The sequence below is a fragment of the Streptomyces sp. NPDC005706 genome (assembly GCF_040631045.1).
Lineage (GTDB): Bacteria > Actinomycetota > Actinomycetes > Streptomycetales > Streptomycetaceae > Streptomyces.
In genome coordinates, this window is sequence record NZ_JBEXYS010000017.1 from 34,680 (window position 1) to 55,983 (window position 21,304).

Annotated in this window: 17 protein-coding genes; 5 read left to right on the forward strand and 12 right to left on the reverse strand. The window is 73.5% G+C overall.

Features of this window, described 5'->3' with window-relative positions; translation table 11 throughout:
- Positions 1 to 43 precede the first annotated feature (43 nt).
- Both ABZ478_RS25075 and ABZ478_RS25080 read left to right on the forward strand, forming a co-directional pair.
- Complete coding sequence (locus tag ABZ478_RS25075) at positions 44 to 232, forward strand: antitoxin (protein ID WP_359552894.1); 189 nt, start codon at positions 44 to 46, stop codon at positions 230 to 232.
- 27 nt (positions 233 to 259) lie between these two features.
- Positions 260 to 2,605, forward strand: a complete 2,346-nt coding sequence (locus tag ABZ478_RS25080; protein WP_359552895.1) for an excinuclease ABC subunit UvrA — start codon at positions 260 to 262, stop codon at positions 2,603 to 2,605.
- Positions 2,606 to 2,739: 134 nt separating this feature from the next.
- On the opposite strand, the gene ABZ478_RS25085 is transcribed toward ABZ478_RS25080, so the two are convergent.
- From ABZ478_RS25085 to ABZ478_RS25115, 7 genes are all read right to left on the reverse strand, one after another.
- Positions 2,740 to 3,321, reverse strand: a complete 582-nt coding sequence (locus ABZ478_RS25085; protein WP_359552896.1) for a hypothetical protein — start codon at positions 3,319 to 3,321, stop codon at positions 2,740 to 2,742.
- 29 nt (positions 3,322 to 3,350) lie between these two features.
- Positions 3,351 to 3,914 (reverse strand): hypothetical protein, encoded by a 564-nt coding sequence (locus ABZ478_RS25090; RefSeq protein ID WP_359552897.1) that lies wholly within the window; start codon positions 3,912 to 3,914, stop codon positions 3,351 to 3,353.
- A 97-nt stretch (positions 3,915 to 4,011) separates the two neighbouring features.
- Positions 4,012 to 4,887, reverse strand: a complete 876-nt coding sequence (locus tag ABZ478_RS25095) for a lysophospholipid acyltransferase family protein (protein ID WP_359552898.1) — start codon at positions 4,885 to 4,887, stop codon at positions 4,012 to 4,014.
- A complete protein-coding gene (locus tag ABZ478_RS25100; protein WP_359552899.1) occupies positions 4,887 to 5,657 on the reverse strand; it encodes a GNAT family N-acyltransferase in 771 nt (256 codons plus the stop codon). Before ABZ478_RS25100 ends, ABZ478_RS25095 begins: the two co-directional genes overlap by 1 nt.
- 236 nt (positions 5,658 to 5,893) lie before the next feature.
- Positions 5,894 to 6,643: a succinate dehydrogenase/fumarate reductase iron-sulfur subunit gene (locus ABZ478_RS25105; protein WP_359552900.1), complete on the reverse strand. Its 750-nt coding sequence runs from the start codon at positions 6,641 to 6,643 to the stop codon at positions 5,894 to 5,896.
- Entirely contained in the window at positions 6,640 to 8,589 is a 1,950-nt protein-coding gene (locus ABZ478_RS25110; RefSeq protein ID WP_359552901.1) for a fumarate reductase/succinate dehydrogenase flavoprotein subunit, read from the reverse strand. Before ABZ478_RS25110 ends, ABZ478_RS25105 begins: the two co-directional genes overlap by 4 nt.
- Position 8,590: 1 nt before the next feature.
- Entirely contained in the window at positions 8,591 to 9,262 is a 672-nt protein-coding gene (locus ABZ478_RS25115) for a succinate dehydrogenase (RefSeq protein ID WP_359552988.1), read from the reverse strand.
- Positions 9,263 to 9,383: 121 nt separating this feature from the next.
- Here ABZ478_RS25115 and ABZ478_RS25120 point away from each other — a divergent pair, with 121 nt between their 5' ends.
- Positions 9,384 to 10,268 carry a LysR substrate-binding domain-containing protein gene (locus ABZ478_RS25120; protein WP_359552902.1) on the forward strand — a complete coding sequence of 295 codons (885 nt, stop codon included), beginning with the start codon at positions 9,384 to 9,386 and terminating at the stop codon, positions 10,266 to 10,268.
- A 32-nt stretch (positions 10,269 to 10,300) separates the two neighbouring features.
- Here the strand turns inward: ABZ478_RS25120 and ABZ478_RS25125 are convergent, their stop codons facing one another.
- A complete protein-coding gene (locus ABZ478_RS25125) occupies positions 10,301 to 14,104 on the reverse strand; it encodes a CHAT domain-containing protein (protein WP_359552903.1) in 3,804 nt (1,267 codons plus the stop codon).
- 145 nt (positions 14,105 to 14,249) lie between these two features.
- Here ABZ478_RS25125 and ABZ478_RS25130 point away from each other — a divergent pair, with 145 nt between their 5' ends.
- The gene (locus ABZ478_RS25130; protein WP_359552904.1) at positions 14,250 to 14,645 is read left to right on the forward strand and encodes a hypothetical protein; all 396 of its coding nucleotides are present in this window, start codon (positions 14,250 to 14,252) and stop codon (positions 14,643 to 14,645) included.
- Complete coding sequence (locus ABZ478_RS25135) at positions 14,642 to 15,559, forward strand: hypothetical protein (RefSeq protein WP_359552905.1); 918 nt, start codon at positions 14,642 to 14,644, stop codon at positions 15,557 to 15,559. The genes ABZ478_RS25130 and ABZ478_RS25135 overlap by 4 nt, the downstream gene beginning before the upstream one ends.
- A gap of 210 nt (positions 15,560 to 15,769) precedes the next feature.
- Here ABZ478_RS25135 and ABZ478_RS25140 read toward each other — a convergent pair whose 3' ends face one another.
- The 4 genes from ABZ478_RS25140 to ABZ478_RS25155 form a co-directional block, all read right to left on the reverse strand.
- Entirely contained in the window at positions 15,770 to 16,918 is a 1,149-nt protein-coding gene (locus tag ABZ478_RS25140; protein WP_359552906.1) for a tetratricopeptide repeat protein, read from the reverse strand.
- A gap of 90 nt (positions 16,919 to 17,008) precedes the next feature.
- A complete protein-coding gene (locus ABZ478_RS25145) occupies positions 17,009 to 19,153 on the reverse strand; it encodes an EAL domain-containing protein (protein ID WP_359552907.1) in 2,145 nt (714 codons plus the stop codon).
- Positions 19,150 to 19,962 (reverse strand): SAM-dependent methyltransferase, encoded by an 813-nt coding sequence (locus tag ABZ478_RS25150; protein ID WP_359552908.1) that lies wholly within the window; start codon positions 19,960 to 19,962, stop codon positions 19,150 to 19,152. The genes ABZ478_RS25145 and ABZ478_RS25150 overlap by 4 nt, the downstream gene beginning before the upstream one ends.
- Before the next feature lie 280 nt (positions 19,963 to 20,242).
- The gene (locus ABZ478_RS25155; RefSeq protein WP_359552909.1) at positions 20,243 to 21,205 is read right to left on the reverse strand and encodes an SCO0930 family lipoprotein; all 963 of its coding nucleotides are present in this window, start codon (positions 21,203 to 21,205) and stop codon (positions 20,243 to 20,245) included.
- Positions 21,206 to 21,304: the final 99 nt, after the last annotated feature.

Below are 21,304 nucleotides of genomic sequence, written 5' to 3' on the forward strand. Positions count from 1 at the left end.
GGTAAGGCTTGGGGAGGAAGCCTCGACGACAAGGAGTGCCGACATGTCCTTCATGGACAAGATCAAAGGGATGCTCAAGGGCCACGAGGACATGGCCAACAAGGGCGTCGACAAGGGCGGCGACTACATCGACCAGCGGACCGGGAACAAGTACCAGTCCCAGGTCGACACCGGCCAGGACAAGATGCGGGACGAGTTCGGCAAGCCCCAGGACCGGCCCCCGCAGACCTGACGAACGGGGCGGACTAACATCGCCCCGATGCACAGCCCCCATGATCCCCACGTCCGCGTCCGCGGTGCCCGCGAGCACAATCTCAAGGGTGTCGACGTGGACATCCCCCGGGACGTGCTGGCCGTGTTCACCGGCGTGTCCGGCTCGGGCAAGTCGTCCCTGGCGTTCGGCACCGTCTATGCCGAGGCGCAGCGGCGCTACTTCGAGTCGGTCGCGCCCTACGCACGGCGACTGATCCACCAGGTCGGGGCACCCCGGGTCGCCGGGATCACGGGACTGCCGCCGGCGGTCTCGCTCCAGCAGCGCCGCTCGGCCCCGTCCTCACGCTCCTCCGTGGGCACGGTCACCAACCTCTCCAACTCCCTGCGCATGCTGTTCTCGCGCGCCGGGCAGTATCCGCCCGGTGCCGAGCGGCTCGACTCGGACGCCTTCTCGCCCAACACGGCGGCGGGCGCCTGCCCGGAGTGCCACGGCCTCGGACGGGTGCACCGCACCACCGAGGAGCTGCTGGTCCCCGACCCCTCGCTGTCCGTCCGCGAGGGCGCGATCGCCGCCTGGCCGGGCGCCTGGCAGGGCAAGAACCTGCGCGACATCCTCGACGCCCTCGGGTACGACGTCGACCGGCCCTGGCGCGAGCTGCCCGTCGGGGACCGGGAGTGGATCCTCTTCACCGACGAGCAGCCGGTCGTCACCGTCCACCCGGTGCGGGACGCCGACCGGATCCAGCGGCCGTACCAGGGCACGTACACCAGCGCCCGCCGGTACGTCATGAAGACGTTCTCCGACACCAGGTCCGCGACCCTGCGGGCCAAGGCGGAGCGGTTCCTGACCAGCACCCCCTGCCCGGCGTGCGACGGCAGCAGGCTGCGGCCCGAGGCGCTGGCGGTGACCTTCGCCGGCCGGACCATCGCCGAACTGGCGGCCCTGCCGCTGACCGACCTGTGCGGGCTGCCGCACGACGGCACCGAGACCGCCCGCGTGCTCACCGAGGACCTGAACTCCCGGATCGCGCCGGTGATCGAGCTGGGCCTCGGCTACCTCAGCCTGGACCGGGCCACGCCCACCCTCTCCGCGGGTGAGCTGCAGCGGCTCCGGCTGGCCACCCAGCTCCGGTCCGGGCTGTTCGGGGTGGTGTACGTGCTGGACGAACCCTCGGCCGGGCTGCACCCGGCGGACACCGAGGCGCTGATCACGGTGCTGGAGCGGCTCAAGGCGGCCGGGAACTCGGTGTTCGTGGTGGAGCACCACCTGGAGGTGGTGCGGGGCGCCGACTGGCTGGTGGACGTGGGCCCCGGCGCGGGTGAGCACGGCGGACGGGTGCTGTACAGCGGCCCGGTGGCGGGCCTCGCCCCGGTGGCCGATTCGGCGACGGCCCGCTACCTGTTCGCCGGGCCGCCCGGTCCGGCGCGTGCGGTCCGCCGGCCGCGCGGCTGGCTGACGCTGGGCCCCGTGACCCGGCACAACCTGCGCGGGGTGACGGCCGCCTTCCCGCTCGGCGCGTTCACCGCCGTCACCGGTGTGTCGGGTTCGGGGAAGTCGACACTGGTCGGCGAGTTCACGGAGGAACAGGACGCGGTCGGCCGGCTCGTCCGGGTGGACCAGAAGCCGATCGGGCGCACTCCGCGCTCCAACCTGGCCACGTACACGGGCCTGTTCGACGTCGTACGGAAGGTGTTCGCCGCCACCGACGAGGCGCGGGCCCGCGGGTACGGGGTGGGCCGGTTCTCGTTCAACGTGACCGGCGGCCGCTGCGAGACCTGCCAGGGCGAGGGGTTCGTCAGTGTCGAGCTGCTGTTCCTGCCGAGCACGTACGCGCCCTGCCCGGACTGCGCGGGCGCCCGCTACAACCCGGAAACGCTGCGAGTGGACTACCGGGGGCGGAACATCGCCGAGGTGCTGGACCTGACGGTCGAGAGCGCCGCGGAGTTCTTCGCGGACACCCCGGCCGCCGCCCGCAGTCTCGGCACGCTGCTCGACGTGGGGCTCGGCTATCTGCGCCTGGGGCAGCCGGCCACCGAGCTGTCCGGCGGGGAGGCCCAGCGGATCAAGCTGGCGAGCGAGCTGCAGCGCGGCCGCCGCGCCCACACCCTGTACCTGCTGGACGAGCCGACGACCGGACTGCACCCGGCCGATGTCGAGGTGCTGATGGGCCGGCTGCACGGGCTCGTCGACGCGGGCCACACGGTGGTCGTGGTCGAGCACGACATGACGGTCGTCGCGGGCGCCGACTGGGTGATCGACCTGGGGCCGGGCGGCGGCGACCGGGGCGGGCGCGTCGTGGCGGCCGGGACCCCGGCCGAGGTGGCCCGGGCCGAGGGCAGCGCGACGGCCGCCCACCTGGCCCGGGCGCTGGGCGGGGACACGGCGCGCTGAGCGGCCGGTCGCCGGACATCAGGCGCCGAGCGGCCGGGGGCCGGACGTCAGGTGCCGAGCGGCCGAGGGCCGGACGTCAGGTGCCGAGCGGCCGGTCGCCGGACGTCAGGCGCCGAGCGGCCGGGGGCCGGACGTCAGGTGCTGAGCAGCCGGTTGAAGAAGGAGCGGTAGCGGCGCAGCGCCCCGCGCAGTTCCTCGGTGTCGACCCGTTCGCCCTGGCTCCACTGCCCTTCCAGACCCTTCTTGTGCTGGTCGAAGGTGGTGGCCAAGGTCCGCATGACGTCCGCCACCAGGGCGTCGGCGTCGTGCACGGCCTCCCGGGGGTCGTCCACGAACCTGCCCTGGATCGTCTGCCAGCGGTCGCGGAAGCCCTGCTCCTCGCCGTCGGTCAGCAGTTGCGGGGTCTCGTCGTCGGACGCGCCCGGGGCGCGGGCGGGCTCGGACGGCGCGCCGGCCCCCTGGGCGGCATCCGTGCCGCCGCCCGGCCCGGCCCCGGCCCCGGCTGCCTCGGACCGGTCCGTGGCCGGGGCACCGGTTCCTTCGGCCTCGGCCCCCGTGGGCCGCGTCCCGGTCTGCTCGGTGCCCTCACCCGGATACGTGGGGGCTGGCGAGGTGGTCGCGCCCGCCTCTCCTTCGGTACGGGTCCCGGCCGGCTGAGCCAGGTCCCCGGTGGACAGGCCGCCCGTCGTGCTGCGCGTTTCCTCGTTGCTGTGCACGGTGTTCCTCCATGCGGGTCGTGCGGGCGTCAGGTCCGGGCGTGGGCCCGGCCGCCGCCGTCGGAGAGCAGTTCGTCGAACAGGGCGCGGTAGTGCACCATGGCACCCCGCAGTTGCTCGGTCGTCGCCTGGCGCTCTGTGCTGAGGGACTCCACCTCGTGGGCGGCGCGGTAGTGCTCCAGGGTGCGGCCGTGCTCCACCGAGAGGTCCCTCGTCTGCTGCTCGAAGCCCTCGGTCGGGTAACCCCGTTCGCGCATCAGCGACGTGACCAGCCGGTCCGCGTCGTGCACGGCGTCCTGCGGGCGGTCGACGAACTCCCGCTGGACGTCGCCCCATTCCCGCGAGTAGCGGTCACGGGAGACGGGTGGCAGCGGCCTGATCTCCAGGGCGTCGTGCCGCCGTTCGCGGTCCCTGAGCTCGCGTTCGGCGGAGTGCCGGTCACCCGATCCCTCGACGGTGCGTTCGTACTCCGGACCGAAGCGCTCCCGGAGGCGCCGGCGGCGCATCCGGGAGACGGCCATGGCGATCAGGCCGATGATCACGAGCACCACCACGATCGGGATGATGATCGCCAGCAGCGTTCCCGTGGACATGGCCAGAAGCGTTCCCGTGTGCATGGGCGCACGCTCCTCGGTGAGTAGTGACGTACTCGTTCCCGAGTGCCCCACTGAGCGCCATATACCCCTTTTGTCACATATTGACGATCAGGCCACCGGCACCGGACGCGGCCGGTGCCCGCCGTACGGCCGGCGCTCCGTGGCCGCCTGGGGTCCGATGGATGACCGAGGTCCGGGTGGCCGGCCGGGGTTCGGCGGCCCTGGCGAGGGCCCGCCGGTCGTGGTGGCGGCCGGCCGGGATGAGCGGGCGCACCTCCACCTCGGCGACCAGGCCACTCGCGGAGGCCACCCGCCACAGCGAGGCGAACAGGGTGTCCTCGCCGACGAACGCCGCCGCCGTGGCCGCCCCTCCCCCGGCGTCCCGATAGCTCAGGCGCACCGGCTGCACGGGCACGCGGGCGTCGAGCGCCGCCTGGAAGACGGCCCGGCGGAAGCGTCCCCGGGCGCCCCCGCACCAGGTGCTGCCTTCCGGGAACACCGCGACGGCCGCACCGGCCCGCAGTGCCGCGCCGATCCGGGCGACGGTCTCCGGCAGGGCGCGCAGCCGGTCCCGCTCGATGAACAGGGCCCCGCCCCGCGCGGCCAGCCCGCCCGCCACGGGCCACCGCCGTATCTCGGACTTGGCGAGCATCCGGGCCGGACGCACCGCCGCGAGCAGCGGGATGTCCAGCCAGGAGATGTGGTTGGCGACCAGGAGGACGCCGCCCTCGGCGGGCGCGGAACCGGTGAACCGGATCCGGACGCCCGCGGCCCGCACGACCGCCCGGCACCAGCTCCTGACCCAGCCGGCCGGGAACAGGCCGCCGAGCGGGGACAGCGCGACCCCCGCGAGCACCAGGGCGGCGAGCACGGCGAGCCGCAGCACGGCCCGGGGCGCGGCCACGGTGGGCCCGGCCGGCTCCAGGCAGGCGGCCGGGGTGCAGGGCGCGGTGGGCAGCCAGGCGCTCATCAGGCCGGCACGAGAGAGAGGAAGTGCCGCAGGTAGCGCGGGTTGACCCGGCGCATCGACAGCAGCACGTACAGATCGGCGACCCCGAAGTCCGGGTCGTGCGCGGGCTCACCGCACACCCAGGCGCCGAGCCGGAGGTAGCCGCGCAGCAGCGCGGGCAGTTCGCCGCGTCCGGCCGGCGCCTCGATGGCCGGCGCCCACGGCAGGAGCGGGCGTACCCGGTACTCCTCGGGTGCCAGGTGCTTGGCGCGCACCCGCTCCAAGGTGGCGGCGGCCTGCTTGCCGCCGTCGGCGAGCGGTACGGAGCAGCAGCCCGCCAGCCACTCGTGGCCCCGGTCGACCATGTAGCGGGCTATCCCGGCCCAGATCAGGCCGATGACCGTGCCGTCGCGGTGGTCGGGGTGCACGCAGGAGCGGCCGACCTCCACCAGCCCGGGCCGCAGTCCGTCGAGCGCGGTCAGGTCGAACTCGCCCTCGGAGTAGAGCCGTCCGGCGACCGCGGCCCGTTCCGGCGGCAGCAGCCGGTAGGTGCCGACGACCTGGCCGGTGACCGTGTCGCTGACGAGCAGGTGGTCGCAGTACGCGTCGAACGGGTCGACGTCGAGTCCCGGTTGCGGCGTGGTCAGCAGGGCGCCGAGCTCCCCGGCGAACACGTCGTGCCGCAGCCGCTGGGCGGCGCGGACGTCGTCCTCGTCGCGGGCGAGGGTGACGGTGTAGCGGGTGGGGGCCGCGGGCTGCGAAGGACGGTCGAGCGTGGTGACGCCGGTCATGGCTCACTCCCTGGTCACGGGCCGGGTCGGCAGCAGGGCAGTCCGGCGTTCCGGGCTGCCGCTCCTGTTCTTCCGATGCCGGTTGGCGTGTGCGTGACCGGTGGCGGGAGCGCGGGTGTGGGGTTGCTGAACGGCGCGGTGGAGCGTCCGGCCGGGAAAGCCAGACGGGGCCGGGATGAGCACCGTCCCCGGCCCCGCCCGTCCGCCCCTGTACGGCGAACGTCCCGTGGTGCGCGCTACCGCTTGGCCGCCTTGCGGGTGGCGCGCAGCCACTCCTTGTTCATGCCGGTGATGGACATCAGCGGAATGCCCTTCGGGCAGGCCGTCGCGCACTCACCGGTGAGCGTGCAGCCGCCGAAGCCCTCGGCGTCCATCTGGGCCACCATGTCCAGCACCCGGGTCTCCCGCTCGGGCGCGCCCTGCGGCAGGACGCCCAGGTGGTTGACCTTGGCGGAGGTGAACAGCATCGCCGCGCCGTTGGGGCACGCGGCCACGCAGGCCCCGCAGCCGATGCACTCCGCGTGCTCGAAGGCGAGGTCGGCGTCCGGCTTGGGCACCGGCGTGGCGTGGGCCTCCGGCGCCGAGCCCGTGGGTGCCGTGACGTAGCCGCCGGCCTGGATGATCCGGTCGAACGCGGACCGGTCGACGACCAGGTCCTTGATCACCGGGAAGGCCGAGGCCCGCCAGGGCTCGATGTCGATCACGTCGCCGTCCTTGAAGGACCGCATGTGGAGCTGGCAGGTGGTGGTGCGCTCCGGGCCGTGCGCGTCGCCGTTGATGACGAGCGAGCACGCGCCGCAGATGCCCTCGCGGCAGTCGTGGTCGAAGGCGACCGGGTCCTCGCCCTTGAGGATGAGCTCCTCGTTGAGGGTGTCCAGCATCTCCAGGAAGGACATGTCCGAGGAGATGCCGTCCACCTCGTACGTGGACATCGCGCCGTCGGCGTCGGCGTTCTTCTGCCGCCAGACGCGCAGGGTGAGCTTCATGCGTAGCTCCGCTGGGTGGGGTGGACGTACTCGAAGACCAGGTCTTCCTTGTGCAGGACGGGAGCGGAGCCGGTGCCCGTGAACTCCCAGGCGGCCGCGTAGCCGAACTCGTCGTCCCTGCGCGCCGCTTCGCCGTCGGGGGTCTGCGACTCCTCGCGGAAGTGACCGCCGCAGGACTCGGCACGGTGCAGCGCGTCGAGGCACATCAGCTCGGCGAGCTCCAGGTAGTCGACGATCCGGTTGGCCTTCTCCAGCGACTGGTTGAACTCCTCGCCGGTGCCGGGCACCTTGATGCGCCGCCAGAACTCGTCACGGATCTGCGGGATGCGTTCCAGGGCCTTGCGCAGACCGGAGTCGGTGCGCGCCATTCCGCAGAACTCCCACATCAGTTCGCCGAGTTCACGGTGGAAGGAGTCGGGGGTGCGGTCGCCGTCGACGGCGAGGAGCAGGTTGAGCCGGTCCTCCGTCTCGGCCAGCACCTCCTGCACCACCGGGTGTTCGCCGGTCACCGGGTCCTGGTGCGGGTTGCGCGCCAGGTAGTCGTTGATGGTGGCCGGGAGCACGAAGTAGCCGTCGGCCAGGCCCTGCATCAGCGCCGAGGCGCCGAGCCGGTTGGCTCCGTGGTCGGAGAAGTTGGCCTCGCCGACGGCGAACAGGCCGGGGACGGTGGTCTGCAGGTCGTAGTCGACCCAGAGGCCGCCCATCGTGTAGTGCACGGCGGGGTAGATGCGCATCGGCACCTCGTACGGATCCTCGTCGGTGATCCGCTGGTACATGTCGAAGAGGTTGCCGTACTTGGCCTCGACCGCAGCCCGGCCCATGCGCTCGATGGCGTCGGCGAAGTCGAGGTACACGCCCTGTCCGCCGGGGCCGACGCCGCGGCCCTCGTCGCAGACGTTCTTCGCGGCGCGGGAGGCGATGTCGCGCGGGACCAGATTGCCGAAGGACGGGTAGATGCGCTCCAGGTAGTAGTCGCGCTCGTCCTCGGGGATCCGGTTCGCGGGGCGGTCGTCGCCCTTGGCCTTCGGCACCCAGATCCGGCCGTCGTTGCGCAGCGACTCGCTCATCAGCGTCAGCTTGGACTGGTGGTCGCCGGTGCGCGGGATGCAGGTGGGGTGGATCTGGGTGAAGCAGGGGTTGGCGAAGTGGGCGCCGCGCCGGTGGGCCCGCCAGACCGCGGTGGCGTTGGAGTTCATGGCGTTCGTCGACAGGTAGAAGACGTTGCCGTAGCCGCCGCTCGCCAGGACGACGGCGTCCGCGAAGTACGTGGAGATCTTCCCGGTGATCAGGTCCCGGGCGACGATGCCCCGGGCCCGCCCGTCGACGACGATCAGGTCGAGCATCTCGGTGCGCGGATGCATCTCCACGTTGCCGGCCGCGATCTGCCGGGACAGCGCCTGGTAGGCGCCCAGCAGCAGTTGCTGGCCGGTCTGGCCGCGGGCGTAGAACGTCCGGGACACCTGCACGCCGCCGAACGAGCGGGTGTCCAGCAGGCCGCCGTACTCGCGGGCGAACGGCACACCCTGGGCCACGCACTGGTCGATGATCTCGACGGAGACCTGGGCGAGGCGGTGCACGTTGGACTCGCGGGCCCGGAAGTCGCCGCCCTTGACCGTGTCGTAGAACAGGCGGTGGACCGAGTCGCCGTCGTTGCGGTAGTTCTTCGCCGCGTTGATGCCGCCCTGCGCGGCGATGGAGTGGGCGCGGCGCGGGGAGTCCTGGTAGCAGAACTGGACGACGTGGTAGCCCTGTTCGGCGAGGGTGGCGCCCGCGGAGCCGCCGGCCAGACCGGTGCCCACGACGATGACCGTGTGCTTGCGCCGGTTGGCGGGGTTGACCAGCCTGGCCTCGAAGCGGCGCTTGTCCCAGCGCTCGTGGATCGGGCCGGCGGGCGCCTTGGTGTCGACGGCCGGTTCGCCGGTCGTGTAGTTCAGGTAGTCGGTCATGTCAGCTCACCACTCCGGTCATGACACCCACGGGTACGGCGATGAAGCCGGCCGTGAGCAGCAGCGCGAGGACGTTCGCGAGGGTCTTCAGGGCGCGGTCGCGGGAGCGGCTGCCGACGCCGAGGGTCTGGGCCGCGCTCCAGAAGCCGTGCCGGATGTGCAGGCCGAGCGCGAGCATCGCGACGATGTAGACGACGTCGCCGTACCAGGTGGAGAAGGTGTCCACGACGTTCTGGTACGGGTGCCCCTGCTGGAAGCCGCCGGAGTGCACGGTGCCGGTGGTCAGGTCCAGCAGGTGCCAGACGATGAACAGGCCGAGGATGATCCCGCCCCAGCGCATCGTGCGGGTGGCGTAACCGGCCCGCGGCCTGCTGTGCGCGTACTTCACGGGCCGCGCCCTGATGTCCCGGCGGCTGAGCTGGTAGGCGGAGGTGGCGTGGGCGACCACGGCGACGACCAGGACGACGCGGACGAGCCAGAGCGTCCACTCGTAGTGCATGAAGGGTTCGCCGACGGTGCGCAGCCAGTGGGCGTAGTGGTTGAACTCGCCCGCCCCGAAGTAGATCTTCAGGTTGCCGATCATGTGCGCGACCAGGTAGAGCAGCATGATCAGACCGCTGACGGCCATGACCGTCTTCTTGCCGACCGTGCTGTCCCACATCGTGCGTGCCATGGACGGCCGTCGGTCCGTCCGCGTTGCCAGAGCCATGCTCCGAAACGCTAGGGCCGAAGGGGCCGATCGGTCCAAGACATGGTCCGGCTTGATTCCATAGGCAACGGCTATCCTGGAGCGCATGCAGTTCCAGCAGCTCCAGTACTTCGTGGCCGTCGCCGAGACCCGGCACTTCACCCGGGCCGCCGACCTGGTCCACGTCGCCCAGCCGTCGCTGTCCCAGCAGATCAAGGCGCTGGAGCGGGAGCTGGGCGCGGACCTGTTCCTGCGCGCCCGCGGCAACATCACGCTGACCGACGCCGGTGAGGCACTGCTGCCGCTGGCCCGGCGGATCCTCGCCGACGCGGACACGGCCCGGCACGAGGTGCAGGAGCTGGTGCAGCTGCGTCGGGGGCGGGTGCGGCTGGGCGCGACGCCGAGCGTGTGCACCGGACTGCTGCCGGACGTGCTGCGCGCCTTTCACGACCGGTATCCGGGGATTCAGCTGCTGATCGAGGAGGGCGGCTCGCACGACCTGGTGCGGCAGCTCGCCCGTGGCGCCCTGGATCTCGCCCTGGTCGTGCTGCCGCTGCCCACGCCGTCGCCCGCGCTGACCACGGTGGAGCTGCTGCGGGAGGACCTGGTGGTGGTGTCCTCGCCGGACGCGCGGGCGCCCGGCCGGGGCGCGCGGGTCGTCGACATCGCCGGTCTGGAGGGCGAGCGGCTGGTGATGTTCCGGCACGGGTACGACCTGCGGGAGCTGACCGTCGCGGCGTGCCGCTCCGCAGGTTTCGAGCCGGACTTCGCCGTGGAGGGCGGCGAGATGGACGCGGTGCTGGGATTCGTGCGGGCCGGGCTGGGGGTGGCCGTGGTGCCCCGGATGGTCGCCGCCCGGGCCGGACGGGGGCTGCGGGTCACCCCGCTGGCCCGCCCGGGCCTGCACCGGACCATCGCGCTCGCCCACCGCAGCGACGTCGCCCCACCCCGGGCGGCCCGGGAGCTCCAGCGGATGCTGCTGGAGCGGTGAGACCTTCCCCGGCGCTCACCCCGTCCGCGCGCTCAGGCGCCGGAGTGCAGGTAGGCCGCCCAGCGGGTCGGGGCGGCCGGGTAGGCGTCGCGGACGGTGAGCTGCGCCCGGTTGAGCGCGCCGGCCGAGGCGGCGGTGTCCGGCGGGGTGCTGCCGTCCGCGGTGAGGGCGGCGTACAGCTCCCGGGCCATTCCGGGGGTGTCCGGGGCGTGCCACAGGGTGCCGACGACGCCCCGGAACCCGGCCAGCTGGAAGGCCGCCGCCAGGTGCATCGGTTCGTCGGGCAGCCGGGGGTGCGCCTGGGCCGTGCTGCAGGCGGAGAGGACGGCCAGCGCGCCGTGCGCCAGTGGGGTGTCCTGGATCTGGCCGGCCGTGAGGGTCCCGTGACCGAGGTGCAGGCCGCCGCCGCGCAGCAGGCCGAGGGAGGAGTCGTTGTCCCCGTGGCAGGCGAAGTGGACCAGGGTGTGCTCGTGCAGGGCGGCCGTCACGGTCTTCAGGTCGGCCTCCGCGCCGAGCAGCAGCCGCGCGCCGGGAAGCGCGGCGAGGACGGTGCGGGCCTCCCTTTCGGCCTGGGGCAGCGGCGGGCCGTGCCGGCTGTTCGGCACGGCGACGACGAGGGAGCTCGGTCCCGGTCCGCCGGGTGGTGTGCCGGGCGTGTGCCGCAGGGAGTGGGCCAGCGCCCCCAGGGTGGGGGTGTAGGAGGGGATCACCTGGTCGATGACGGTGGGCCGGGCGCCGGGTGCGGAGTCCTGGGCGCGGGCCTCGACCTCGGCGGCCGTGCGCGGGTGGCGGCCCGCCGCGTGGAGCGGGAGCCGCACCACCGGCCCCACCGGGCACCACCAGAGCCGCGGCTTCGGGCGGCCCGGTACGGCGGTGTCCAGCCGGTCCAGGACGGGCGAGGTCACCTCGTCCCACAACCAGCCCAGAACGTCGTGCAGTTCGCGCTGCGCGGCCTCGCGGCGGTCGGGTCCGGCGGTCGGGTCCACCGCGTCCCGCAGGGCCGTCGTCAGGGCGGCGATGTGCGCGTGTGCCGCCGCGTCGGTCAGGCCCGGCAGCGCGATGTGCTCCACGGGGTCCGCGGGGTCGGCGGGGACGAGCAGGGCGTCGCCCCTCGCCCCGTGGGCCAGGACGAGCACGACGGTGGCTCCGGCGGTCGCGGCGCGCAGGGCGGCCAGTGACCGCCGGCCCGTCAGCTCGGCGAACCGCGGATCCGCGGCCAGGCCCTCGATGATGCGTTCCCGTTCGGCGGCGAGTCTGCGGGTCTGGGCCGCGTAACCGGGGCGCGGGTCCCAGCTGCGGGTCGAGTCCGTCGTGGTGCGGCCGGAGCGGTGCTGGGTGACCGCGTTGACGTCGATCCTGCCGACGTTCGCGAAGAAGTCGGCGTTGGCCAGGCTCCGGTCGATCTCCTCCAGGCGCGCGGCGGCCTTCGCGTCGATCCTGCGCATTTCGGCCCGGTGCCGCCAGGAGGTGATCGCCTGCCCGTAGAGGATCGCCCGGCCGTTCTCCAGCAGTTCGACCGCGTGTCCGGGGCGGCCGGCCTCGATGGCCGCGATCGCGGCCTGTACGGCCAGTTCGGGTGCTCTGCCGGCGACGCCCTTGCGGACCGGCCCGGCGTAGGCGCGCCGGGCCAGTCCGGGGACCTCGGCGAGTGCGGCCTCCATCACCCGCAGGGCGTGCTCGGGGTCGCCCGTGGCCAGGGCGAGACGAGCGCACTGCTCCCGGGCCTCGAACAGCAGAGTGGTCGACAGCCGCGCCTCCACCACGACCGCGTCCCAGGCGGCGAGTGCTTCGGCGCGCAGTTCGGCGTCCGGTCGGGCGTCCGCCTCCGTCAGGTCGTACAGGGCGGTCGCGGCGCGGGCGAACAGGAGGAGGCGCTCGCTGTGGAACCGGTCGTCGGCCGGGGTGCGGGCCGCGGCGTCCCGGGCCAGGCCGACGGCGTCCTCCAGGGTCGCCCGCTCGCCCGTCTCCTGGTACCGCATGTGCAGCACCTGGCTGATGGAGCTGGTGAAGCGGGGCAGGTCGGGGTGGTCCGCGGGGAGCCGGGAGAGGCCGTCCCGGTAGAGCCGTTCGGCCTCGGTCAGCCGGACGACCCCGCGCTCCCCGCGGCTCCGCCCGAGCATGTGGTGATCGGCCAGGTTCAGCAGCAGCTCGTGTTTGCGCGGGTGGTCCTCGGCCAGCGCGTCGGCGGCCTCGCGCGCGACGGCGAGTGCCTCGTCGGTCAGTTCCGCGTCCTCCTCGTAGGCGCCCAGCTCACGCAGGGCACTCGCCAGGTTGGACATGCGGAACGGCCGGAAGGAGTCCGTGGCCGGGGTCAGGGACAGGGCCTGCCTGCGCAGGTCCACCGACTCCGCCAGGAGGGTGCCGTCCGCCAGCACGTTCGCCACCCGGACGAACAGCTTCGCCAGCCGCTCCAGCAGGAGGGGCGTGTCCGACTGGTCGGGCAGGAGCGCGGAGCGCGCCCGCCGGGCGTGCGTCAGCGCCTCCTCGACGAGCCGTTCGTCGGGCTCGGGTGACGCCTCGGCCGCGAGGTAGAGGGTGGTCTCGGCGAGCACGGTCAGCGCCCGCCCGGCCAGCCGGTGCTCCGGCGGCAGGGCGTCGGCCGCCCGGACGGCCCACATGTGGGCCCGGACGGGCGACGCCTCGTCGCCGCCCTCCAGCCAGACGTGCATCTCGGTCTGCGCGGCCAGCAGCAGGGCACCTGCCCGGTCCACGTCATGGCCCGGTACCGCCGCGACCAGGGCGAGCGCCGCCTTCCGCCGCTCGGGCCACGGGGCGTCCGCGTCCTCGGCGGTGCCCCACCAGGCACGGTGGCGCTGCTCGGCCTCGGGTGCGTACGGCACCGGAGGCTCGCTCAGGACGGCCGCGACCGCACGCGCGCCGAGCCGGGGCACCGCCTTCGACTCCAACTGCGCCAGCCATTGGCGGTGTTCCGGACCGCGGCGGTCGTCCGGGTGGGTGGCCCGCACCAGGTCGCGGGCCGCCGTCAGCGCCTCGGTGAGGGTCTGCGGCGAGTCGGTCGCCTCGTACCACCGGGTCAGCGTGGTCACCAAGTAGCGCGCGGGGTGCAGTTGCACGGGGGTACGCTGCCCGGCCGCCTCGACGGCCCGGCGCAGGTCGCCCACGGCACGCTCGAGCCCGGAGGGGTCCGTGTCGGGGTCGTACCGGAAGGCCGCGCAACGGGCCTTCAGCACCAGCCGGCCGGCGAGGTGCGGATCGTGTCTCGCGTGGTGCCGGGCGGTGGCCTCGGCGGCCATGCCGGCGGCCAGCTCGGCCTCCGCCGGCCAGCTGGGGTGGGCGCCGAGTTCGCCGACGAGCAGGAACAGGTGGGCGTGGTCGGTGAGCAGCGCGGTGCACTCACGCGCCGACGCGCCCTTCTCCTCGAGCCAGCGCCGCTGGAGATCTCGCGCGGTGTGGAAGGCGGAGAATTCGTGCTGCTCCTCGAACCTGGCCATGAGGAACAGGAGTTGGTCGATGCGGGCCGGGCCGAGCGTGCCCCGCTCCTGCTCTTCGCCGTCCGGCGCCTTGCCGGGCCCGCGCCGCGGCCACCGCCGGCCACGGCGCCGCGCACCCGGCTTTCGCATGCTCTCGCGCAGCGCGTCGGGCAGCGGGGGCAGTCCCTCCGGTTCGTGCTCCAGCATGCCGGCCAGCAGCAGCGCGGCGCGGTACTCCAGCAGACCGCGTACGCCCGGCAGATGCAGGTAGCGGAACCAGCGCAGCAGGGCCAGACGGGCGGTGTCCACCGGGTCCGCGCCGGGCGGCGGGGGAAGCTCGGCGGGGGGCAGGGGCGGCAGGTCCCGGCCGTCGCCGGTGCGCAGGTACAGCTCCAGACCGTCCATCACATCACCCCCCGTACACCCGCCAACGAGTCCCCTCCCCCGATGGTTCCCCGCCGTCGCGTGTCCGCCACGGTCGGTGACGGGTACGTTGAACCCCGCCGGCCACGGAAACGGCCGTGGCGCGGGGGAGTTCGAGGAGCCGTCGATGGACGAGATCGCGGAGCGGCTGGCGCGGCTGTGCGCACAGGCGGGGGACGGCGGACTGCGCACGCGGGCCGAACGCTACGGGGTGGGCGACGCGCTGACCCGGCTGGGCGAGGCGGCCCGGTCCGGCAGCCGCACACCCGAGGTCACGGAGGATCTGGACGCCCTGGACGACGCCTTCGCCCGGCACGGCGTCGACGGGCTCACGGTGGGGCCGCGTGCCCTGCCTCCGCTGCGGGGCGGACGCGCCCACCCCGTGGTCACCGTCTGGGGCTGCCCGGCCGGGGCGGCCTGCTCACGGCTCGAACCGCAGGAGCAGCACAGCGGGACGCGGACCCCGCCGCCCTCGTGCGGACTGACCGGCATGCCCCTGGTCTCCCGGAAGACCCGGCTGTGATCACGGTCCTCGCCGAACTGGGCAAACAGGTGGCGGGCCGCTGGGCGGCACTGCTCGTCCTGCCGGGCGCCTTCTACGTGTCCGCCGCGGCCGTCGCGGTGCTGCTCGGCCACGGGCACGCGCTCGACCCCGGCGTGCTGACCGCCTGGCTGGACTCGGTCGCCGCCGCTCCGGCCAGCGGCCGCTTCGGGACGGTGCTCATTGCCTGCGCGGGGTTCACCGCCGCCTCGGCCGCCGCCGGACTGGCCGCCTCGGCGGCCGCCCAGCTCGTGGAGCGGGTGTGGTGGGCGTCCGGCGAGGAGCCGCTGCTGCGGGCCCTGGCCGCCTCGCGGGGACGGCGCTGGCGGCTGGCCGAGGAGCGGGTGACCGCCGCGCTGCGGGAGTTCACGGCGTCCGGCGGCACCCCGCGCACGGCGCAGGCGCTGAGGGCGGCGATCGCCCGCCGCGACGCGATCTGCCCCGAGCCCTCGTCCCGGCCGACCTGGATGGGGGATCGCCTGTACGCCGTGGACGAGCGGGTGCACGACTCGTACCACCTGGATCTGACGGCGGCCTGGCCGCGACTGTGGCTGCTGGTTCCGGACGAGGCGCGGGCCGAACTCGCCGAGGCCCGGGCCGGGGTCGGCGCGAGCGCGCGCCTCATGGGCTGGGGCCTGCTGTACCTGCCGCTCGCCGTGGTGTGGTGGCCCGCCGCCGTGCTCGCCGCGGGCGTGCTGATCGCCGCCCACCACCGGGCCCGGCTCGCCGTCGGCGTGCAGGCCGACCTCGTGGAGGCGACGGTCGACCTCTACGGCCGCGAACTGGTGCTGCGGCTGGGGATCGACTGCCCGGGCCGGCTGGGCCCGGAGGAGGGCGGCACGGCGACCACCCTGCTGCGCAAGGACCGCACGGACCTGTCGCGCTTCGACGGGTGAGGCGCCGGGTCACCGGTCCTCCCGCCCGCCGGCCACCGCGGCCCGGCCGGGACCGCACGTCATCGGCCCGCCCGGCCGGGGCGGTTGCCGGCACCGCACGATCCGGCCGGTGAGCCGCGCCGCTGGGCGTGACGGATGGCGTGCGGCCCCGCGGCTCACCGGTACGCGGAGCGGCCTCCGGTCCGCCCGAACAGGCCCGCGCCGGCGCCCTCACGCCTCGGCCGGTGACGGTGGCGGGAGGGCGTCCAGCCCGATGGCCGTGGACACGGTGACGTGCGGCGCCGAGGCCAGGCGTACCGAGAAGCCGCCCCGGGAGCCGAGGAGGCCCCGGCGGCCGGCCGGTCGCGGTGCCGGGTGGTGCGGGGTCGACCGCATCACCCGGTCGTGCCGGGTGCGGTCACGCGCGGACATCAGCCTGCGGTCGACCGCCAGCGACGGCGGCAGGCTCAGCCGCGGCCAGTGGGCGTGGTGCACGAGGACCCGTACCCTCAGCCGTCCCTCCCCCAGTTCCCGGTCCGCCTCGGACAGGTGCTCGCCCAGCGCGCCCAGCGCGTCGGCGACCTGGTCCGCCGTGGTCCGCAGATCCTCGGCGGGGTCGTAGGGCTCGGGGAGGTCCCGCGGGGCGACCACGGAGCAGCGGATGCCGAGGTCGCCGTCGCGTAGTTCGCGCCCGGCGCCGAGGTCCGTGCGGGCGCTCCCGTGCAGGCTGAGCGTCATTTCGGCGCCGTAGCGGCTCGCGGTCATCGCCACCGGGAACAGTGCCGTGTAGCGCAGCAGCCGGGCGCAGCCGATGAGCACCTGGCCGACCGGCCACATCGCGGACGTGCCCAGGACCCGGACGACCTCCTCGTGCCGGCCGAGCCGGCGCAGGACGTCGGCGTAGTCGCGCCGGACGGCCTGTGCCGTGCCGTCCTCGGGGCCGAAAGTGTGCTCGCAGGCGTCCACGAACGCCGGGTACTCCTCGGCCGCCGCGGCCAGGTCGCCCTTCCTCACCAGCACGCTGAGGTAGTTGTTCGCGGCGTTCAGGGTCAGCGGGTGCGCGGGCCCCAGCGAGGCGGCGCGCTCCGTGTGCACCTGGGCGAAGAGGTTCAGCGCCTCGTCCCAGCGGCGCAGGTCCCGCATCACCAGGGCGAAGTTGTTCAGGCAGGTCAGGGTGAACAGGTGGGACGGGCCGAAGCGCCGCTCGAACCCGTCCCAGGCCAGCGCGTACTGCTCCACCGCCTCGAGCAACTGCCCGGCCTCGTGCAGGGCCCCCGCCAGATCGTGCCGCGCCGCCGTGGTCTCCAGTGCCCGGAATCCCTGGCTCGCCTCCAGCGCGGCCACTTGTTCGCGCAGTTCATCCACCGAGCGATCCGTCATCCGGTCCTCCGTCCTCGGGTACGGTGAACGACACGGTGGCGGGCGCGGATGCGGCCCGCCCGTCGTGGTCGTACCCCGGCGGGGCGGCCGTCAGCCGGTCGCGTCCACGAGCGCCAGTTCGTGCAGCCTCTCCGGCGGGCCCGGCCTGGCGTAGTACCAGCCCTGGGCCGTGTCGCAGCCCAGGATGCGCAGTTGCTCGGCCTGGGCGCCGGTCTCCACGCCCTCGACGGTGACCGCGAGGTCGAGGCTGTGGGCCAGGGAGACGATGCCCTCGACGATCTTCAGGTCGACCGGGTCGGCCGGGAACTGCTGCATGCCCCGGGTGAAGGAGCGGTCCAGTTTCAGCACGCTCACCGGCAGCCGGCGCAGGTTGGCGAGGTTGGAGTAGCCGGTGCCGAAGTCGTCCAGGGCGATGTCGACGCCCATCTCGGCCAGCCGGCGCAGTGGTTTGAGGAGGTCGTCGTCGGCGCCGATCAGAGCCGATTCGGTGACCTCCAGGCAGAGGGCGTCCGGGGTGACGCCCGCGCGTTCGAGGATGTCGACCGTGTCCTGGACCAGGCCGGGATGGCCGAGCTGGCACGGGGAGAGGTTGACGTTGATGCGCAGCGGGCCCGCGGCGTCCTGGCCCGCGTGCCGTTCCCGCCATTCTCGGGCCTGCCGGATGGACTGCTCCAGGACCCAGCGGCCGAGCGGCACGATCAGGCCGGTGTGCTCGGCGAGCGGGATGAACCGGTCGGGGCCGAGCACGCCGTGCTGCGGGTGCAGCCAGCGGACCAGGGCCTCGGCGCCCCGGACGCTGCCGTCGCCGAGGTGGACCAGCGGCTGGTACTCGATGAAGAACTCGCCGCGCTCCAGGGCCGTCGGCAGGGCGGTGGTGAGGCCGTGGCGGGTGATGGCGCGGGCGTCCGCCTCCGGGTCGGCCAGCTCGGAGCGGTTGCCGCCCGCCGACTTGGCCCGGTACATGGTGATGTCCGCGCTGCGCAGCACCTCCGCCGCGGTGCGCTCACCCGCCGGGCCCTCCACGATGCCGAGGCTGCCGCGCACCAGGAGGTCCCGGCCGTCGATGCTGATGGGGGTGACCAGCGCGCTCATGATGCGCTCGGCGAGTTCGTCGACCTCGCGCTCGGTGTCCGTGCCGGTGGTCAGCGCCACGAACTCGTCGCCGCCGAGCCGGGCGACCATCTCGCCGGGCGCGGTGGCGCAGGACTGGAGCCGGTCGGCGACCTCCACCAGCAGCCGGTCGCCGGCCGCGTGGCCGAGGCTGTCGTTGATGGTCTTGAAGCCGTCCAGGTCGAGGTAGCACAGGCCGAAGCGCTGGCCCTCGCCCGCGCCGAGGGCCTTCTCCAGGCGCTCGAAGAACAGCGTGCGGTTGGGCAGGCCGGTGAGGGCATCGTGCGTGGCCTCGTAGCGCAGCCTGAGGTTGAGCAGGCGGCGTTCGGTGGTGTCCTCCATGAGGGCGAGCTGGTACTGCGGCTCGCCGTCGGCGTCCCGGAGCAGGGAGACCGTCAGGTTGGTCCACAGCGCCGTGCCGTCGGGGCGGTTGAAGGCCTTCTCCACGTGGTAGTGCTCGCGTTCGCCGCGGACCAGTTCCTCGTAGAGCCTCCAGGTCTGCGGAGCGTCCTCCGGGTGGGTCCACTCCAGCACCCGGCGGCCGCGCAGCCCCGGTTCGGAGAGGCCGAACATGCGCAGCAGCGCCTTGTTGACCTGGAGGATGTTGCCGTCCAGGTCGGCGATGCTGATTCCTATGGCCGCGCCCTCGAACACGGCGCGGAACCGGGCCTCGCTCGCGTGCAGCGCCTGGGCCACCACGCCCTGGGCCCGCAGCGCGGCCTGGGCGATGGCCTCCTGTTCGGCGAGGGTGCGCTCGCGCAGCGCCTGCGCGTATCCGGCGGCCATCGCGTGCTGCAACCGCGAGGAGCGGGCGCGCAGTTCGTCCTGCGGGCTGTCGTCGCCGCAGTAGAGCACCAGATAGGCGTCGACGCAGTCCAGGGTGCGGGCGAGCGCCTCGGGGTCGGTGCAGTGCACCGCGACCAGCGCGGAGCCGACGGCCTTCGCCTCATCGGCGGCGAAGCCGCGGGTGTGCAGCAGGTCGCGCAGCCGGCCCGCGAGGGGCAGGAGCCGCTGCTCGAACTCGGCGCGGGTCAGCGAGGTGGAGGTGACCGGGAAGACCGCCCGGCTCCAGATCGTCGCGAACCGGCGCAGTCTGTCCTCCGGGCCGTCCGGCTCCGCGCTCACGCCTTGCGCCCCACGCCGGCGAACCCGGAGAAGGCATAGGGGTCTTCGTCCTCGGGCGCCGACTCCGGCCGCCACAGCGGCATCGGCACCACTCCGGGTTCCACCATGTCGTACCCCTCGAAGAACCGCGCGATGTCGTCCGGCGAGCGCATGATCAGCGGGTTGCGAATGTCCCTGTACACGTCCACCGTGCCCTCGGCCCGCTCCGCCGTCAGGGGGATTCCCTCGTACGAGGCGTGGGTGAGGATGAGCAGACTGCCGGGCGCGAGTGCCTCGCGCAGCTCGGCCACCGCATCGTAGGGGTCGTCCACGTCTTCCACGAAGTGAAGTATCGCAACGAGAAGCAGCGCCACTGGCCGATTCAGGTCGATGAGGCGGCTCAGTTGGGGGCTCGTGAGGATTTCCCGGGGCTTGCGCAGGTCGGCGGCGATCACGTCCGTGCCGTCGTCGCCCTGGAGCACGGCCTGGCTGTGCGCCACCGCGACCGGGTCGTGGTCGACGTACATCACCCGGGCGTCCGGCGCCGCCGACCGGGCCACCTCGTGGACGTTGCCGTAGGTCGGGATACCGGAGCCGATGTCCAGGAACTGGGTGATGCCCTCGCCCGCCGCGAAGCGCACCGCGCGGCGCATGAACGCCCGGTTGGCCTGCATGATCTTCGGCAGGCCCGGCATGAAGTCCATCGCCCTGCGGGCCGCTTCCCGGTCGACCTCGAAGTTGTGCGATCCACCCAGGTAGAAGTCGTAGATACGCGAAACGCTCGGCACCGAGATGTCGATGCTCCGGGGGGCCCAGGCGGGACGCTCCATGTATCTCTCCCAGGGGTGGCTGACGGGGAAGGCGATCCGGTGTTCGAGCAGAGGCTACTGATCGCCCGCCAACGGAGCGAGCCGAACCGGAAATTGACCATCCGTTCCCGGTCACTGCCTGCGGCAAGTGCCCGTGCGACCCCGCTGCGTCACGACGCTCCGGCCGGCTCCGGTGATTCGTACGGCATACGAACGGTCCGCCCCCTCCGTGCGGTGCGGAGGGGGCGGACCTTCGGTCAGGCGCCGGTGGGCGGGGCGATCGACCCTGGGGAGGTGATCCTTACTTGCCCGGCGCGCCGACCGGCTTGCCGTCGGGCGAGACGGCGTACCACGTGCCGCCCACGCCCTGACCGTTGGTGTCCCCGGGGGCCTTGTCACCGGAGAAGGTGTAGATGGGCCAGCAGTTGACCGACATCTGCTTGACCCCGTCGGGCCGGGTGAAGGGCATGAGCCCCTTCTTCTTCACGCCCTCGGTGTCGTCGGCCTTCACCGGGCCGACGGCCGGCCACTTCTCCAGGCAGGCGCCGGTGCAGTTCGAGACGGACTTCGGCCAGGCCTGGTCCTTCAGGAAGCGGTAGACCGTCATGCCGTTCTTGTCCACGACGACGTCACCCAGTTTGGGGTCCTTCCGCACGGACAGACCGGGCAGGTCGGACACCTTGGCCTTCTTGCCGTCGGGGGCGAGGGCGAACCACTTGCCGCCCACGCCCTGGCCATTGACGTCACCGGAGTTGACGTCCTTGGCGTAGCGGTAGGCGGGCCAGCCGCCCACGGTGAGCTGCTTGCTGCCGTCGGCCCGGGTGACCTCGCCCAGCAGCGCCTTGTCGATCCCGGCGCCGGCGGTGGCGTCGTCCGCGGGCACCGGGGGCCACGTGGTGGCGCAGTCGCCGGCGCAGTTCGACTTGGGCGGGTTGGCGGTGTCCTTGTCGAACCGGTAGAGGGTGAGGCCGGATCCGTCCGTCAGCACATTGCCCAGGTCGGGATTGGCGGCCACGGTCAGCTTGCCCGCGGGGGCCACCGCGCTCGGGGAAGCGGAACTCTGGTTGCCGTCGGCGCCGTAGCCGTTGCCGGCGCCCGTACCCGTACCGGCCGGGCTGCCGTAGTCGCCCGCCGCCGCCGTGGCGCCCACGTTCTGGGCCGCCGACGCGGGGGTCGTGGTGTTGTCCTGACCGCACGCCGTCGTCAGTGCCAGCACCGAAGCGGCCGTAGCCACCAGTGAGGCGGTCCGCCAGGAGGTCCTCATCGTCAACTCCCATAATTCGCCTGGATATTGCAGCGCTCTGCTGCGCCGCCGCACGGCCATGGGTACGCGGCGAAGGGGCGGGAGCGTTCAACCCGGGCG